The organism is Bacillus sp. MHSD_36, assembly GCF_030757775.1.
In the GTDB taxonomy this organism is placed as follows: Bacteria; Bacillota; Bacilli; order Bacillales; family Bacillaceae_G; genus Bacillus_A.
In genome coordinates this window covers 226,109-243,793 of the sequence record NZ_JAVBIS010000001.1, presented here as the reverse complement: position 1 = coordinate 243,793, position 17,685 = coordinate 226,109, and the positions used below count along the sequence as shown (strand labels likewise).

At 33.5% G+C, this 17,685-nt stretch carries 15 protein-coding genes and 1 pseudogene; 6 read left to right on the top strand and 10 right to left on the bottom strand.

Features of this window, described 5'->3' with window-relative positions; genetic code table 11:
• The first annotated feature begins 444 nt into the window (after positions 1 to 444).
• On the top strand, positions 445 to 1,923 hold the full coding sequence (locus Q9B79_RS01260; protein ID WP_306182319.1) for an Lsa family ABC-F type ribosomal protection protein: 1,479 nt from the start codon (positions 445 to 447) through the stop codon (positions 1,921 to 1,923).
• A 323-nt stretch (positions 1,924 to 2,246) separates the two neighbouring features.
• On the opposite strand, the gene Q9B79_RS01255 is transcribed toward Q9B79_RS01260, so the two are convergent.
• Together Q9B79_RS01255 and Q9B79_RS01250 are read right to left on the bottom strand one after the other, a co-directional pair.
• Complete coding sequence (locus Q9B79_RS01255) at positions 2,247 to 2,540, bottom strand: ArsR/SmtB family transcription factor (protein ID WP_306182318.1); 294 nt, start codon at positions 2,538 to 2,540, stop codon at positions 2,247 to 2,249.
• Positions 2,541 to 2,974: 434 nt separating this feature from the next.
• Positions 2,975 to 3,415 carry a hypothetical protein gene (locus Q9B79_RS01250; RefSeq protein ID WP_306182317.1) on the bottom strand — a complete coding sequence of 147 codons (441 nt, stop codon included), beginning with the start codon at positions 3,413 to 3,415 and terminating at the stop codon, positions 2,975 to 2,977.
• Positions 3,416 to 4,147: 732 nt separating this feature from the next.
• Between Q9B79_RS01250 and Q9B79_RS01245 the strand changes: the two genes are divergently transcribed.
• On the top strand, positions 4,148 to 5,401 hold the full coding sequence (locus Q9B79_RS01245; RefSeq protein WP_306182316.1) for an ATP-binding protein: 1,254 nt from the start codon (positions 4,148 to 4,150) through the stop codon (positions 5,399 to 5,401).
• 421 nt (positions 5,402 to 5,822) lie between these two features.
• Here the strand turns inward: Q9B79_RS01245 and colA are convergent, their stop codons facing one another.
• Together colA and Q9B79_RS01235 are read right to left on the bottom strand one after the other, a co-directional pair.
• Entirely contained in the window at positions 5,823 to 8,738 is a 2,916-nt protein-coding gene (colA, locus tag Q9B79_RS01240; RefSeq protein ID WP_306182315.1) for a collagenase ColA, read from the bottom strand.
• Between the two features lie 202 nt (positions 8,739 to 8,940).
• Positions 8,941 to 9,618 carry an MgtC/SapB family protein gene (locus Q9B79_RS01235; RefSeq protein ID WP_306182314.1) on the bottom strand — a complete coding sequence of 226 codons (678 nt, stop codon included), beginning with the start codon at positions 9,616 to 9,618 and terminating at the stop codon, positions 8,941 to 8,943.
• A gap of 304 nt (positions 9,619 to 9,922) precedes the next feature.
• On the opposite strand from Q9B79_RS01235, the gene Q9B79_RS01230 reads away from it, so the two are divergent.
• Positions 9,923 to 10,441 carry a GNAT family N-acetyltransferase gene (locus Q9B79_RS01230; RefSeq protein ID WP_306182313.1) on the top strand — a complete coding sequence of 173 codons (519 nt, stop codon included), beginning with the start codon at positions 9,923 to 9,925 and terminating at the stop codon, positions 10,439 to 10,441.
• Positions 10,442 to 10,520: 79 nt separating this feature from the next.
• Positions 10,521 to 10,634 (top strand): annotated as a pseudogene (locus Q9B79_RS01225) (GNAT family acetyltransferase); the annotation flags it as partial.
• 21 nt (positions 10,635 to 10,655) lie between these two features.
• On the opposite strand, the gene Q9B79_RS01220 reads toward Q9B79_RS01225, so the two are convergent.
• Both Q9B79_RS01220 and Q9B79_RS01215 read right to left on the bottom strand, forming a co-directional pair.
• On the bottom strand, positions 10,656 to 11,564 hold the full coding sequence (locus Q9B79_RS01220) for a VOC family protein (protein ID WP_306182312.1): 909 nt from the start codon (positions 11,562 to 11,564) through the stop codon (positions 10,656 to 10,658).
• Between the two features lie 174 nt (positions 11,565 to 11,738).
• Positions 11,739 to 12,650 (bottom strand): VanW family protein, encoded by a 912-nt coding sequence (locus Q9B79_RS01215; RefSeq protein WP_306182311.1) that lies wholly within the window; start codon positions 12,648 to 12,650, stop codon positions 11,739 to 11,741.
• Between the two features lie 353 nt (positions 12,651 to 13,003).
• Here Q9B79_RS01215 and Q9B79_RS01210 point away from each other — a divergent pair, with 353 nt between their 5' ends.
• Together Q9B79_RS01210 and Q9B79_RS01205 are read left to right on the top strand one after the other, a co-directional pair.
• A complete protein-coding gene (locus Q9B79_RS01210; RefSeq protein ID WP_001997954.1) occupies positions 13,004 to 13,345 on the top strand; it encodes a hypothetical protein in 342 nt (113 codons plus the stop codon).
• Between the two features lie 116 nt (positions 13,346 to 13,461).
• On the top strand, positions 13,462 to 14,553 hold the full coding sequence (locus Q9B79_RS01205; RefSeq protein WP_306182310.1) for a DUF3900 domain-containing protein: 1,092 nt from the start codon (positions 13,462 to 13,464) through the stop codon (positions 14,551 to 14,553).
• Between the two features lie 239 nt (positions 14,554 to 14,792).
• Here Q9B79_RS01205 and Q9B79_RS01200 read toward each other — a convergent pair whose 3' ends face one another.
• From Q9B79_RS01200 to Q9B79_RS01185, 4 genes are all read right to left on the bottom strand, one after another.
• The gene (locus tag Q9B79_RS01200) at positions 14,793 to 15,140 is read right to left on the bottom strand and encodes a hypothetical protein (RefSeq protein ID WP_033692438.1); all 348 of its coding nucleotides are present in this window, start codon (positions 15,138 to 15,140) and stop codon (positions 14,793 to 14,795) included.
• Between the two features lie 183 nt (positions 15,141 to 15,323).
• Positions 15,324 to 16,169, bottom strand: coding sequence for an exonuclease (locus Q9B79_RS01195; protein ID WP_306182309.1), 846 nt, complete (start codon positions 16,167 to 16,169; stop codon positions 15,324 to 15,326).
• Positions 16,170 to 16,359: 190 nt separating this feature from the next.
• Positions 16,360 to 16,560 carry a cold shock-like protein CspB gene (gene cspB, locus Q9B79_RS01190; RefSeq protein WP_001179150.1) on the bottom strand — a complete coding sequence of 67 codons (201 nt, stop codon included), beginning with the start codon at positions 16,558 to 16,560 and terminating at the stop codon, positions 16,360 to 16,362.
• Positions 16,561 to 16,776: 216 nt separating this feature from the next.
• On the bottom strand, positions 16,777 to 17,676 hold the full coding sequence (locus Q9B79_RS01185; protein ID WP_306182308.1) for a WD40/YVTN/BNR-like repeat-containing protein: 900 nt from the start codon (positions 17,674 to 17,676) through the stop codon (positions 16,777 to 16,779).
• Positions 17,677 to 17,685: the final 9 nt, after the last annotated feature.

Below are 17,685 nucleotides of genomic sequence, written 5' to 3'. Positions count from 1 at the left end.
AAGAATGTTACTCTAAAAATAGAATGATGAAAGGAATGATGGATGAATAATGATTAACTAATTTATATTTTAAGTTGAATTTTATAACTTCAAACTACAAAATATAGGGTTAGTCTATCCATTTTTATAATTCATTTCATACTTTATTTGTCATAATTCAAATGATTAATAAGTACTTACTTAAGTATAAGCGACAGACTACTCCTTCCGATTAAAAATTGGGGGATTTTTTTATTCCCTTTTATGTAAGTTAAAATTTATTAATCGCTAAATTTACTTAACAAATAAAGGAGCGAAAAAAATGGCTAATTCAGATACTATTGTTACACATGTAATGCTCTATATAAGTCGTTAATATCCATCAAACTTATATAGAGGAATTAAAAAATGGATGGATGTTCCGACTTTATATGAAACGTTTCGATATATAAAGGAGGAATTATTATGTCAATGATAAAAGTTCAAGACTTAACTTTTTCATACCCAGGTAGCTTTGATAATATTTTTGAAGGTGTAAACTTTCAAATAGATACAGATTGGAAACTAGGATTTATCGGTAGAAACGGACGAGGTAAATCGACATTCTTTAATTTATTATTAGGAAATTACGAGTATAGCGGAAAAATCCTTGCTTCTGTAGAATTCAATTACTTCCCCTATCCTGTTGCAGATAAGAACAAATTCACTCATGAAATCCTTGAAGAAATTTGTCCCCAAGCAGAAGATTGGGAATTTCTACGTGAAATATCCTATTTAAATGTTGATGCCGAGGTCATGTACAGACCGTTTAAAACTTTATCAAATGGAGAACAAACAAAGGTGTTGCTTGCTGCACTGTTTTTAAATGAGGGCCAATTTCTATTAATTGACGAACCAACAAACCACCTAGACACGGATGCACGAAAAATAGTCTCTGATTATCTAAGGAAGAAGAAAGGGTTTATTTTAATTTCACATGACAGAATCTTTTTAGATGGATGCGTTGACCATATCTTATCTATAAATAGAGCAAATATTGAAGTTCAAAGCGGGAACTATTCTTCTTGGAAATTAAATTTCGATAGACAGCAAGAGCATGAAGAGGCTACAAATGATCGTCTACAAAAAGACATAGGAAGATTAAAACAGTCTTCCAAGCGTTCAGCAAGTTGGTCTCATGATGTAGAAGCTTCAAAAAATGGAACAAGGAATTCAGGTTCTAAGTTGGATAAGGGATTTGTAGGACATAAAGCAGCCAAGATGATGAAAAGGGCAAAAAATCTAGAATCAAGGCAACAAAAAGCTATTGAAGAAAAGTCAAAATTACTAAAAAATGTGGAGAAAACTGAGTCATTAAAATTAGAAGCATTAAAGTTCAAGTCAAATGAATTCGTTACTTTGGCTGACGTGTCTGTTACGTACGATGACCAAGTCGTGAATGAGCCAATTAACTTCGTAGTTGAACAAGGTGACCGAATTGTGCTTGATGGCAAGAATGGGAGCGGGAAAAGCAGTATCCTAAAACTAATTCTAGGGTATCCGATACAGCATACAGGTTTAATTACATTAGGTACAGGACTCACCATTTCCTATGTCCAACAAGATACTTCTCATTTGAAGGGATCGCTATCAAATTTTATTGAAGAGCACAAGATTGATGAGACATTATTTAAATCCATCCTACGAAAGATGGATTTTGACCGAATTCAATTTGAAAAAGATATATTTCATTATTCTGGTGGACAAAAGAAAAAACTGCTTATCGCTAAAAGTTTATGTGAAAAAGCCCATATGTATATATGGGATGAACCATTAAACTTTATAGATATTTATTCACGCATGCAAATTGAAGAGCTAATTCAACAATTTAATCCCACAATGATTATTGTTGAGCATGATAAGGCATTTCAACAAACCGTTGCAACGAAAACTATATCTATGTAACTCCACTCAAATCATTAATAAAGTGAAACTTTAATTAGTGGGGGTTTCCTTCATCCCCCACTAATTATCAGCCCTCACCAATCGGACTTTAATGGGCAGCCCGACCCCCACCTAAATTCTTTGCTTTCGCTGAATTTTGAGGTGGAGTCTTACTGCCCATTAAAGTGGGATAAATCAAGCCATTAGTCTATAAAGTATTTGAATGAAGTATCCAAAAAGGCCTAATTTCTCTACAATCCATTGAGAAATTAGCATTGGTGCCTCCTTCATCAAGTCCTAATGCACATCTTAAAAAGAGCACTTTTGAAAAGTGCTCTTTTTAGCTACAAGCCTAGAATTCCTACAATCTGGCGAGCCTTAATATTATCGATATAATAATACATCTCTAACCCTCGTCTTTCTGCACGGAGCACGGTTCCCCTCAATTTTGATAGATGCTGTGAAACAGTAGATTGCGGAAGTCCTAATATTTCTGTCAACTGTGTAACATTACACAATTTATGGTGCATTAATTCATTTACAATCTTCAATCGAACGGGATGTGCCATTACTTTTAATACATCTACATCTTCCTCTCGGATGTTAGCTAGATCTCTATTAGATATTAATATTGTCATTTCGCATTCCCCTTTATTTTTAATTTCTATTTTCCAATTATCCTTATAAGTAGTACTTATATATATTTACCATTTATCCTGTTGAGAAAATGTATTCTCGTTCTTAATCAAAAAAGACACCAATTCTATGAACAGTTTTTACTGTTCATAGAATTGGTGTCCTCTAATTTTTAGCTAAACTATATTTTGTTTTAAAAAAGTTATTTTATAGTAGACATTCTCTCGTTGACACAAACTAGTAGATTAGCGATGGAAATATCAAAATGTATTGATAAGCGTTTGGAAGTAATTGTTTTTTTGTTTAATAGCAAAAACGAGCATCCTCTCAAATTAGATAAGGTGCTCGTTTTCATTTTGATCGGTAATTCTTAATTCAATTTAGTTTCTTTACCATAAGGAAAGATTAAATCAACTTAAAACAAAGCGTTTTAAATTTAATTCTTAGATCTTACTGACACTTGGAATTGCCCCTTAGAACCATCATCATTTGAAACGTAAATTTTATATGTTCCTCTCGGTAATGGAGATAAAGCATTCTGTACATTTGTAACATTAATTTGTTGTTCTCCAGGTTTTATATAACTACCAACAATTAGCTCCATATTTGGACCTTTCACACTATATCCCATTGTATTTTGACCATTATTTTTCATAAAGAAGCTTAAATTTTCACCCCCATTATATACAAAAGAAGTTACAGCCTCTCCACTATAATCCATTGTTTGAGTTAATAATAAGTCTGCAGGAACATGTTCAACTATATGAATAGTATCATTCGTTTTGTGTATTTCTTCAGCATAAGTATTATTTCCTAACACACCAAGTGTTAATGCTGAAATTACTCCACAACTAAGCACTAGTTTATTTAACTTCATTTTAAGCTCCCCCTTGATGTTTGTAATCTATTACCATCATACATTCTTTTTCAAGTACGTTTTTATGTAATAATTCATATCTTTAAACCTATATATTTTAAATTTATACCTTAACAGTTACTGAAACACTCACATTGATAAAGCTAGAGTATTATGATTCATAAGAAAACATGTAAATTTCAAAATTTTTTAACGAGAATTCATACAATTAAGTACCAACACACTCAAATAAATAGCGTTTCCATTTTAAATAAAATATACTAATGAAAAATTTCGAAATTTCCACTTTATAATTTGGTATATTCCGTGTTAATATAACGAAGGCTACAAATAGAATCCATAAAATATATTTTTTATAGCATATTCATACTTAAAATCCTATTATTTTATTAGTAACTCAATCCCAATTTTACTTATACAAAAGTCAATTTCTAGTTTCATATCTATAAATATCCAAGTAGATTTTTTATCTATTATTTTTCCTAACTTCCTTATCAATTCTAATAAAGTGAAATTTTAATCAGTGGGATTTTGTTCATCCCCCACCTAACTTCTTTGCTTCCACTGAATTTTGAGATGGGGGGCTTACTGCCCGTTAATGCGGGATAAAAGTAATATTATAGTACTTTTTCAAGCGCTCTTCCTTTTTTAAATAGAAAGTCTACTGCTAATTTAACATCTAAGTTCAACTCATACATAATCCAATATACAAACTATCGGAGATGCAAACCTATGGGAATATCTACTCTTTTATTAAATACCTTTATAATAATAATTTGTATCCTTAGCTACCACGTATTTTGGCTAGAATTTAAAGAGAAAAAAACATGTAATAATATATTGATTTCTATCCTTTCCTCTATTGCTACTATTTTTTGTATGACTTTTCCTTTTCAGTTACATGCTGGATTTATTTATGATTTACGTTTTATTCCTATCATATTAGTTTTTCTATATGGAAATACAAAAAATATTATTTTTATAGGAATTTTATATCTTTCTTATCGATTTTACTTAGGTGGAAATGGCGTTCTTCCATCATTTATTATCTTTACTATCATTGCTGTTATAACAATGCTCTTCCATTACTTATTACCTCTATATGTTAAAGAAAAAAAGATATTATTGAGCTTGCTCCTTATTTTAGTATGTACAACTTCACTTTCTATCTGCGGTATTGTAACTCAAATACATACAGGTAGTAAAATAGACTCTACTCTCATAGAATTTTTATTAAATTATATAATCATTAATATTTTCACAATATTATTATCAGTATATTTAATAGAGGGCATGATTGAGAAATATAAAATGAAAGAAAAACTGCAACGGGCTGAAAAATTTTATATAGCTAGCGAACTAGCGGCGTCCATTGCACACGAAATCCACAATCCACTAACTACAGTACATGGATTCACTCAATTGTTAAATGAAAAACATGCCTCTAAGCTACCTCAGGATCAGTACTTAGAAATCATGTTAATTGAAATGCAGCAAATACAATCTACTATTAATAACTATTTATCTTTAACAAAACCACAGAACATCCTAAAAGAGAAAATAGATATTAATCATATTTTAAATCAAGTGAAAGACACTATTTCACCACTAGCTCTATCATACAAAGTTGAAATAAAACAAAATAGTACAGATTCCTTTTATATAAATGGTGACCCCGAAAAATTCAGACTCTGTCTAAACAACATCATACAAAACGGAATTGAAGCCATGATAAATGGTGGAGTATTACAAATAAATATACAGAAAATAAAAGGGAATATTATAATCGATATTATTGATTCAGGGATTGGAATGTCTTCTCAGCAAATAAAGCGGATTGCTTTGCCATTCTATTCAACAACAGAAAAAGGGACTGGCCTTGGTACCATGATTGCTTATAGTGTTATTAAAGAGTTGAATGGTGATATAGAGATAGAGAGTGAATTAGGTAAGGGGACACGCTTTTCTATTAGTATCCCCTGCTAATATGACGGGATTATTAGAATGATAAATTCTTTCCACTTAACTTATTAAATAAATTTCAAAAATGCCACTACTTAATTCATTAATTATCTTCATTTCTTAAATAAATTAAAAGTAATAAGGACCAGAGTATATCCGTTTTTGCCGATAAACTCTAGTCCTTATTACTTTACTCACTTCTCTATGAAATCATAATTCATCAACTATTGTATCCCATTTACTAATTAGGTCTACTTAACTTCAAGATAAAATCTCGTGATACTTGATTTCTTACTATCATTAGATACATTACTTACAGTTATTTTTTCAGTTAAAGTGTAATTTTTTTGATATTCATAACGATACTCAAGTATTTATCTTTATAACTGATATTATTACCTGCATTACTAAATATAAGCTAAAATTGATTTCCAGTCATAAATTTCTACTTTACTTCTACCGTATAATTCCCTGTTCCCCCACCATACTGATATACATGTAAATAATATTTCCCTGGGTACGTGTAGTAACTTCCTACTAACTTATTCCCTTCTTGCTGAGCATACGTAACATAATTATTTAAATCCGCTTCAGAATAAAGAACCCAGTTTACTCCGATATTATTTTCCTTCGTTACATTAATTTGAAGGTTTTTTGCTGTTTCTATATTAATTTCAAAGAAATCACTCGTATCACCATTTCCTAAACTTGCGCGTAAAACTTGATTTAATTGCAGTTTATTTGCTGTTTGGAATGAATTATTTGGCTCTTTTTCTACACTGTTATCCTCTATCTTTTGAACCGTTACATTCGTTGTAACAGTATTCGTTAATCCTTTATCATCTGTTACTGTTAATTTCGCTGTATATGTTCCTTCTTTTGTATACACGTGAGTCGGATTTTGTTCATTACTTACAGTACCGTCACCAAACTCCCATTTATAAGAAACAATTTTCCCATCTTCATCTTTTGATCCATCGCTTTTAAACGAAATTGCTTCATTTACATTTCCGCTATATGGTCCATTTATAACCGCAACTGGCGCTTTATTCACAGTACCTTCTTCCGTATTAATTCCATGGAATACAACATCATATTCAAATTGTCCTGATGCATTCACACGATAATTTACAAAGTACGCTGTTACTGTTTTATAGCCTGTCCATTCTTTCCCACTTAAACGTTTTAACGTATCATTCACGTTTTGTGTAATTGTTTTCCAGTCTTCATATTCCCCTTTTGCAGTAGTACCTGTATACGTTCCTTGCAACGTAAATGTATTAAAGAACTGTGATTTATTTTTCTTAACCGATACATTACTTAATTTTGCTTCCGCTGTAATTTCTGCAGCAATATCTGAAACTGGTTTTGCTGCGTGCGTTGCTAAATAATCATCCGATACTAATGGAACATTATATTTCTCACGGTTATCGACTAACATTTGCATATAATCTTGATACTCTTTATTTAAATTCGCATCTTTACTTAATGCAGAGCGGTATGCATCATATGCTGTTACATCATTTTTCCTAATAAGATCATGAATTTTGTCAAACATATCATATCTTTTCATGTACATGTACGATTGTAAAGCGAAGGAATAATTATAGAAATCCCACGTTCCATACTTTGCGTTTAACGTTCTCTCTGCTGTATAACGTTCTGCCGGATTTGAAGATATTCCTCCTATAATGCTCTTTCTCGGTACAACATTATCTGTTCTCGTTGCACCTGCAAAAAACTCTGCATTTCCTTCTTCAAACCAAGATAATCTCTCATTCTCATACATCTTCCCTTGTCCCCAAAGTCCCGGTACTTCATATCTACCTTGTAAGTAATGTGTGAACTCATGTCGGAACAATTCTTCTAAACTATAAATACTTTCTTCTGGCGTACGTTCATAAGTAAAGAACGTACCTGTTCCTTCTATATAAAGACCGCCATTATTCGTTTCATACCCGTACAATTGACGGTTAAATTGATATTCAGCTGGACTATTATAAATAACCATTGTTAATACATCGTCAGGATTTCCTTTTTCTAAAGGCTGATCACTTTCAACCGTACGATGGAATTGTGCCTTCACTTCTTTTGCCGCCCAATATAGACGTTTTACTTTTTCTTCTGTCACCTTATCTCCAGCTTTTAAAACAATTGCCCCATCATCAAACGTATACGTTTTCGGCAAATATTTTTTCTTTCCATCTTCTCGTATTTGATCTAAATTCACAACATTTCCATTTGCATCTTTCCCGCCATAATTCGTCGCAATTTGCTCAGCAGCTACAAAATATTGCTCTCCTAAATACGGATACATTTTCATTGCGTCCGTTACAACTTGCAATCCTTTCGTCCCTGTACTATGGAATGTACCAAGTCTACCTGTATAATAAATACCATTGTTAATTAACCATCCATTCTTCTCTGTCACCGTTCCAATTAAGGCAAAACGACTTAATTCATTAATATAGCTATCAATTTTTTGGTACCATACTGTATCTTTCGGTGTTTTTCTCGTATCGTACAAATATGATTGAATGTCGTAATCAACACCTTGCATAATATCGTAAATTGCATTTCCAGCTGATAGATTGTCTACCCACGTAGAGAAATTATCGTTATATTGTTTAAAGATCTTTGCAGCTGATGTTATCGTTTCCACATCACTCGAAGCATTTCCTATTAATTTTCCGTATGATGATACAACTCTATTTTGTTCTATCGTACCGAGTTTGAAATTCGGGTTATTCGCAATCATTTTTAATGCAGGTAAGCATTTATCATGATAGCTTCTATCATTTAGTTTACTTAATTCTGAATTATAAAATCCTAAATAAAATCCTGATCGTAATACCTCTACTAAAGTCTCAATCCCTTTTGAATCATCTTTCGTATAAGCTTGTCCTTGCTGCTTCAATTTATCAATAATTGCCTGCATTCTACTATCATTTTGATAGAATGCAAGACTATCCTTATTAAACTGAAATAGCCCCGTAATTTGCTCCCAATCAATTGTTACAAGTAAATCTACTAACTGCTGATTGCTTAGTTGATTTAATTCAGCAATTGTATAAGTTTTCACTGCAGCTAATTGCTTACTTTCTTTTTTCACTTCAGGCGGTCTTTGAGACAAATCAGCAAATTGTAGCCTTTTCTCAAAAGACTTATTTTCTAGCAATTTTGATGAATGGGCTAATTCTTGCACTGGTAGTTGTACACCAACTGGTTCCATTTTAAGAACGTTCCGATAAGAAACTTGCTCTCCCTTTGTATCTTCTGCCCATGCGCTCCCTTGAAAACTCCCTAACATGAAACTAGCAAAACTTACCCCTACTAACACTTTTTTCGAATAGCCTTTCATGCTCTCCCCTACCTTACATTTTTTAGTGTCCCGCACCATTATTTTACTATTCTTACTTTTTATTCTGTATTGAGAAAAAATAAGGGAACGTTCACACACGTATCCATGCTTTGCAAAATTAACACTTGACTTTATGTGCATTTTATATCAAAAAGGATAGATAATAGCTAGTTTCCTGCTACATCTATCCTCGTTTTTAACGCTATGATTTTAACTTTATAAACGTAACTTCTGGTAATGTTTGCATATGCTGAATAAACGCATTCTTTTCTTCTGGCGATATATTTTTCAGCTGCATCCCTACCTTATAAACTATTTCTGTACCTTTCTGTAAAGCTTCCACTTCATATGAAAGTATTGGAATGCCTTTCACTTGTAGTGTTTCTACAATTTGTTGTACCGCTTCGTGTTTATTTATACACATTTGCACCGTTATATTTTGCGGAAATAAAAATTGCACCTTAAAAATACGACTCACAATCTCTAACCCAATTAAAACGAGAATCGTCGCTCCAATTCCTACTACATACATGCCAGCCCCAATTGCTAATCCAATTCCTGCTGTAGCCCATAAACCAGCCGCTGTCGTTAACCCTTTCACCGCCTGCTTTTGAATAATAATTGTACCTGCACCTAAAAACCCTACTCCACTAACAACTTGCGCTGCAATTCGGCTCGGATCAAGAGCCATATGTTCTTCATTCATAATATCTGAAAAAGCATATTTCGAAACGACCATTATTAATGCACTCCCTACCGCTACTAGGAAATGTGTTTTTAATCCCGCCTCTTTTGATCGAATTTCCCTTTCAATACCGATTATTGCTCCTAACAAACCCGCAACACCGATTCGTATAATTAAATCAATATTTACACTCACGAGCCCTTCCCCCTTTCTTTCATTATAGATAGATAAAACAAAAATTATCACACACATCGATTTATCGATATAAAAGCTTTTCATTAAAATATACTTAATATCCTAGGTGATTTATGTTAATATTTTTAATATTAACATAAATAAAATTCAACCTACTTTTTATACGAAAAACCATAAACTGTACTTTCCATTTAAAAACGAGATATGGATTGCATAAAATGAGGTTGAGAAAGCCTAGAAAACGCTTTCATTTTGTATCGTAATTTTTTTTAAAATACGACATAAATAAAGGAGATTACCAACAATGAACGTCTCTTTACTTACACCTACTACCGATTTACAAGAAGAATACTTAAATTTTTATAACGAATGGAAAGAGAGCGGCGAAACGATGATTCCGTGGGTTATCTCCAAAGACCCCTCTAATTTCACGGCAATGATTCAAGAACTTCACGATGCGCATAACGGAATAAACATTCCCGAATCATGGGTACCAGACTCTACGTATTGGCTCGTTACAGATAATAATAGAATTGTAGGAGCTGTTAATATACGTCATAGTTTAACCGAACATTTATTTAACGCTGGCGGTCATATCGGTTATGGCATTCGCCCTTCCGAAAGAAGAAAAGGTTATGCTACAAAGTTATTAGAATTATCGCTAGAAAAAACGAAGGAATTAAACATCGAGAAAGTACTTGTCGTTTGTGACGAAGTGAATACAGCTTCTGAAAAAACGATTTTACATAACGGTGGGCTTCGTGATGATGATTTCACTGAAGAAGATGGGAATGTAGTAAGGCGGTTTTGGATTGAGTTATGAAGAAGCCATCCAATGAAAACAATCTTGTTATACAGAAATATAGTAGAAGTAATGAGCTAGAAGTACAACGAATTATTAATTTATACAAGGTGAATTCAATTCAACGAGTACATATGCAATGGAAATATTAAAATCCTTTCCTTTCAATCCTTGTGCTACTTGGATTACGTATCAAAAAGAAGTCGGAAGGTAATTATACACCTTCCGACTTCTTTTATGCTGTTTCTATTTCAAACTGTACTGTAATACCGCTTGGGTCTACTACAGTAAATCCATTTAAAATCTCATTTATTTCATGTTGTTTTTCTATTAATCTTTCTTTCACTTCCTCTAACGCTTCTTTATGCGGTAATACAATTGTATATACTTTAAGTCCAGTTGCATGTGCTGGTGGATGCGGATTATGTATACCATTCCACGTATTTGCACCGATATGATGATGATATCCTCCTGCAGAAATAAATAAGCAGTCATCTTCGCGTTGTTGCACTTCAAATCCTACTGTCTCTACGTAAAACTCGTGTGACTTCTCTACATCAGCTATTCGTAAATGTACGTGCCCGACAACAGTATTAACAGGCAATCCATCAAACTCATAATCAACAAGTGTTGCCAGTTCTTTCAAATTAAGTGACGTACTTCCTCCTGGCCCTTCTCCCCATTGATCTCGCGGACGATCCGCATAAATTTCAATACCATTTCCCTCTAAGTCTTGTAAATAAAATGCTTCGCTATACGTATGATCGCTTGCGCTATTAAACCTTGAAATTGGTAAAATTTCATTTGAATATGTATAACGTCCTTCTTGCTCAGCCGGACTATTAATTACATTCTTATTACGAATCACACCAAATAATGCCGAAGCAAAGACTTCACGAGTCGGAACTAAAAAAGCTACATGATATATACCAGTCGTACGTGGCTCTTGCAACACTCCGTCCTCTAACTTTTCAAGAACAAGTAACGTGCTCTTTCCACCTTTTCCTGATAAATATACTTTATTCTCCTCTTGCTTAATTACTTCTAACCCTACTACATTCTCATAAAAAGCAATTTGCCGCTCTAAATCTTTCACTTTAAATTCAACATGACCAATACGTGTTTTCGGATGAATTTGTACCATGAATAACTCCATCTCCTTATCCTGATATTTTCCTATTTCATATAACCGTTACTATGAAGAATACAACTAAAATCAACCTATGTAAATACGAAAAGTCAGAATTTATACACATTTTTATTTTCGTAATAAAAAAGTCACCTCTTCTAGCTTTTAGAAAAGGTGACTTTATAGCTCTTATCTCATTTTATGTACTTCAGCAACTAACTTCCCGCCCTGAATGCCCATATAAAGTTTCACAGGTGCATCATTCGTGTTTTCAAACACTAAGTCTAAGTATGGATACGCAATTGTAGCATCTCTTCCTTGTGGAACGTAACCTACCGTTTTAGAATGTGTTGTTCTTTCTATCATTTTCAAACCAGCTTGATCTGCTGCATTGTATAATGTTGATGATGTTTGACAAACACCACCGCCATATCCATCTACTAACTTACCATCTACAATTTCTTTTCCTAATTGATATCCTTTATCCGGCGTTGTATCACCAATTAATGCATTAAAAGAGAAACTGTCCCCTTTTGCTAATACTACTCCATTTATGCTCGCTGCTGACAAACGAATATTTTCAATACGTCCACCTGTTGAGCCACCTAAATTCGTTTCATATCTACCAATTACCGTGCCACTTCCTTGTGCATCACTTAATGTAGCGGTAGGTTTTTTCTCAACAATAGGTAATTGATAGGAAGAATCCCACATACCTACGTTTAATAATTTATTTACTAATTCTTTTTCCATTAATTCATAAGAAGGTTTTCCTTCTTGCCAACTTCCATCAGGTCCTAGACGTGAAGGGACCATCTTTTTGTCAACATTTTTCCCAACTTCCCTAGCAACCTTCTCAACTGATTTTTTAAATTTCGCTTCATCTTCAAAATAACCTAGACTCGACAAATCTAGCTTTTTCACTTCCGTACCTGTACGACCATCTACTAAACTAATAGAATCCTGTACTTCTGCTTTAGCCTCTACCGTGTGGCCACCAATATCACTTACTAATGCAACATCACTTACTTTTGTACCACAGCCACTCACTACAGCTACACATAAAACCCCAACTAATATACCCTTTACCTTACGGAACAATATACTCTCCCCTTTTCCCCAATACTACTTTTATGTATTATTTCATTTTTATGTATGTTTTGTTACAATCATTTTACAATATATTTATAAATTGTTACAAGTTATTTTTTACTCTATATAAATTACTCTTTTCTTTTCCAAATGTCTATACATATTTACATAAAAGTTTGAGTTTGATAGCATTATAACTTTTATGTAACCTCTCCCCATTATCCAGTATATACCATAAAACGAACGGAATACAAATGTAAAACTACATAATAAAGAAACATCCTGTGAACATAAATAGGTATTTGCCGTGCCACACTCCGCTTTTACACATACATTATGGTGAATTAACCTATTTTAAAGAAATGGAGGATGTTTTTATGTACCCCTACAATCCATACGATCCATATAACCAAACTGGTTATCAACCTCAATATGATTTACAAGCACAATACCAACAATATATAGATCCAGTAGAACAAGTTAATCCATATGATCAAACCCGACAATTCCAACTTCCAATCTCTTTTCCTGGTGCTGGAAACCGTCAATTAGAAAGACGAGTAAATGAGCTTGAACAAAGAGTACGTCAATTAGAAAACACGGTTGAGCGTCATACACGTAGATTAAACCGCTTAAACCAACGTTTACGTACAGTAGAAAACAGACTGAATATTCCATTTTCAGCATTAGAAGACGGATTTTAATTTTGAAGATAAAAAATATGTGAAGGAAGGGGCTCCCCCTTCCTTATATAAATTGACGAAAGTTTTTTCCATCTCTATACTGATAAGAGTTAATGAAATGAAACAAGGTGATAAATATGGATTTCGAAATAAATTATCTTTCCTTTTATGTTGTACAAGTAGAAGGAAAAGGTGAAGCTGTTGATAAACGCTACAAACATTTTCAAACATTAGGCGCTGAAGAGTATGAAGATAGCTCCTTGAAAGAATTTTTGAATGGTGAATTATTAAAAATTTCAAAGCGAAAAGTAGAACGTCATGCGAAAACAGAACAAGCTCCGACAAAAATCGGTCGCTTCATTGTAGAAGAAGGGCACGAACTTGATTCAAACCCTCATTACAACTTATTTAATCGCATCCGCTTTGCAGAAACGAAGGAAAACTTCAAAGATATGAGTGAACCTCTCGTTTATACATATCTTGACACAAGTGCTGTACGCGGTGGTGTATTTTTAATTGCGCAAGCAAAACTACGCAAATACTTTGATGATCCATTCGTTTTCGTTATGAAATGTGACTTTGAACCGAAAGTTGCTTCTATTTCAGATGAATCCACATTAATTCGTAATGTTGAAATGGCCATCACAACAAAAAACATGAAGTCTATCCAATATCCGTACATGCCTGAAGAAGGTATGGTCGAAGTCGGCGAACTAAAAATTCACCAAGCATCACACGCCCGTTATTTTGAAGACTTCTTAAAATTCGTCGAGTATGAACGCTCTATGCCTGAAATTATGAAAACACAAGTAATGGACATGGTATATGACCAAATTGAAGATGTATTTGAAGAAGGTACAGAAGAACGTGAACAATTCGACCAAGCGATGGAAGTATGGGCTGCCAGTCCGAAACGCGAAATTATGGAACAATTTTCAACAGAAGAAGTAATGGAAGCTACCGCTCAAATCGTCGAGCATGCTCCTGAAGTGGAATTAAAACTAAAAGCAGACCATATCTCTGTAAAGGCCCTGCTTGCTGATTTCGGGGATCAAATACATATCGCAAAGGTAAATGACCGATACGTATTAATGATTGAGGCTGATACACTTACATTTGAGAAAGGCTTCTCTCCAATTGAGTTTCTGAAGCCAGACGAATTGCAAGACGTAATTGAGCGGATTGAGAATAAGCAGCAGTATTCTTATGATTCGAACGGGATTGAATAAATCTTTATATATTCCTATTTTTACTGAGCGCTTTTAATAAGCGCTCTTTTATTTTGAACTTAGTTAATGTTTATATTAAAAACCGATTCTACTAAGAATCGGTTTTTCTGCTTTATAACAAAATATGCTTATTTTTAATCCAAAAGGACATTTGTCACAGGATCCAGTAGATTCGTTTTTTGTTGTACAAGTGTATTTCCATTAGAGTAGTCACTATGTATATTGGTAAAATGAAAATTTCACTTTACTACCTCAAACTTATTGTACTCGTAAAAAGATAATTGAAAACGATATTCTGGATGCTCTCTCACCCAATCGTAAGCTTCTTCTAAAATATCCATTTTGTTTTGTACATCATTAAGTTCACTACATTCATCCCTTTTCTGTTTGCACAGAGGGCAAAACCCATTCACTATTTCGGTACTCGTCGCCCTAATCGTTTTACTTTCTAAGTCAACTACTAGACGAAGAAGAAGAGAATGCTCTTCTTTTGTAGTCACCGTCATTTCAGCCATTCCATCCTCATTCCAAAAGACTCCGTTTAATTCCATCTGTACGTTGACGTCTTTAATATCTAAGTCTATCACTATCACACCTCCCTATATAAAACTCTTATCTTACTCTTTGATTTTAATCATTAATACACCTTAATTTTCAAAGTAATTATAATGACCCAATCACAACAAATCAATTGCTATTTAATATAAATATTTTATTCACCTATAAAAACAATGACGTTACATTTATGTAGCTAGAAATAAAGAAGAATGTCATTTAACCTCTGCATTCTTCTCCATCTCAGCCAAATACTTAATCTGCCTTTCCGCTTTTCTAACCGCCGTACGAAAATGCTTTTTCAGAAGTTCTACTGTAGGCTCACTTATATAATATCTTTCCGTAATACTTTCCCACGTGTCACTACTTTCAAACGTACTCCAAACGAAAGGACGCTCAGTATTTTTTCTCATTTCTTTAAATACCCATTTTCGCATCTTTTTTTTCGCTTTTTCTGTTAGTTTTCCGTTCTCTACTAGTTCAAGTTCACCATGTCTTTTGTACCGTTTATGAATATCTCTCTCGCTATATACTTTCAAAAATATGTTTGCTGTATTCTCAGCGTCTGCCAAAGCTCTGTGTTGCTTTCCTTCCCATGTTAAACCGAGCTGTTCTACTGCAAATTGTAAACTTGGTGTATGCTCAAATAATTCTTCATACGCTTGGAAAACAAATTTCTGCAAATCAAATTTGCTCTCTTTTTCCATAGTTGGGCATTCTACACCGTGTAACGTACAATCATGAGATAGAAAGCGATAATCTTCTCTTCCCCATGAAACAAATATAGACTCTTCTCCGATAAACTGAATAAATTTCTCTATAATTTGCGGAAATTTCTCTATACCCATTAAATCTTTCTTTGTAATTCCTGTTAATTTTGTCGTATGGCGAGTAAGTCGTGCGCCTGGTTTTACTAACTCCGAAAATTCTCCAATTACCTTCATTGTACTCGCTTCTATTTTTACAGCCCCGATATCAACTATCTCTGACGGGTCGTCTGATTTATACGGCCTGAAATTTCTCTCTATATCAAACACAATAAAATGTGTAGCATTTTCCAATTTTTTTACCTCTTTCTACATTCCTTTTCACACACATACTTTATTTTCAGTATCTATTTATTCATACACTTTATGCATGTAATACTTCAACAAAAAAACGAAAATTCGATCTCATTATGCTATGTACACAGGAGGTTACTCAATAAAAAATGCAAAAAAAAAGAAGGGCAAGCCCTTCTTTTTTCCACAATTACTTCTTGTTAACGTTAGTAGCTTGAGGTCCACGGTTACCTTGTTCTACTTCGAAAGTAACTTCTTGACCTTCTTCTAAAGTTTTGAAGCCTTCGCCTTGGATAGCTGAGAAATGTACGAATACGTCTTCTCCGCCTTCAACTTCGATGAATCCGAAACCTTTTTCTGAGTTAAACCATTTTACTTTACCGTTTTGCATGTAAAAAATCCTCCTACAATGTACCTATATGTACATATTCATTTTCAACCACTTTACAAAAATAAGTCAGACATTAAAAAAACTGCAACTCTGAGGAGATTTAACATTGCTATCCTCCTCGGAAGTTACAGCTCATTTAAATCTCTATATTATTAAAAGTAAAATGGTTTAAATATAATATATCATATCAATATAATAAAAGCAAAGTTTTTTTTGCTATATGATTTTTTTCTTCCACTGCATCGCTTTTGATTCACCTGATCCAGCTACAACATAGCCTTCTTTTTCGTTCACGATGCGCCAGCCATGTCCTTTAACTGAGTCACATACTGTAACAATTCCTTCTTCTAGAAGTACACGGCAGACATTACTAATCCCCGCCTTATTTTGCGTTGACGTTGTATATAGCACATGCTGATCTACACTTAAGTCTAAATAGCTACTTGCTCTTTTCTCGCTTTGACATGTATGCCAATATGTTTTTTCACACGCAATACTTTCATCTATTTTACAAAAAGAAATATTCCCGCTAATTCCCTTGCACGATCCACTTGCTGCTACTAAATAAGAATTGTGTAAAGTCAACGCTGAGATCATCTGATTCATTACGATTTTAATCCTCTTTAATTTACGTGTCTCCAAATTAAAAAGCCAAACACCACCATATTTAGCATGTATTTTCGTACCGATAAATAAGTAATGTTTGTATAAAAATAACGATCGAATAGATGGTGCTCCGCTACCATACTCAAGAAATGGATGAATGGTTTCCCATGTCGAACCAAAATCATTAGAATGATACAACGTTTTATCTCCATGAGCAATGACAGTTCCTTTTTCATTATTACACACATTCCAACTCGTTGCTTTTGTTGGAAAACGCTGAACCGTCCAGTTCTCTCCACCATTCATACTACGAATAAAAATTCCTTCGTCACCTACACCATATACTATATTACCTTCGCTATGTAAATCCCTAATTCGTTTTTGAAAACCATTTAAAATTTGTTTCCATTCTCCGTCTTGTTCAATAAATAAACCATTATATGTAGTAGCTAAAATAAGCTTCCCATCTCTTAACTTTGCAATAGCGGTCGCACTTAACATTGTCTCCACGTTGACACT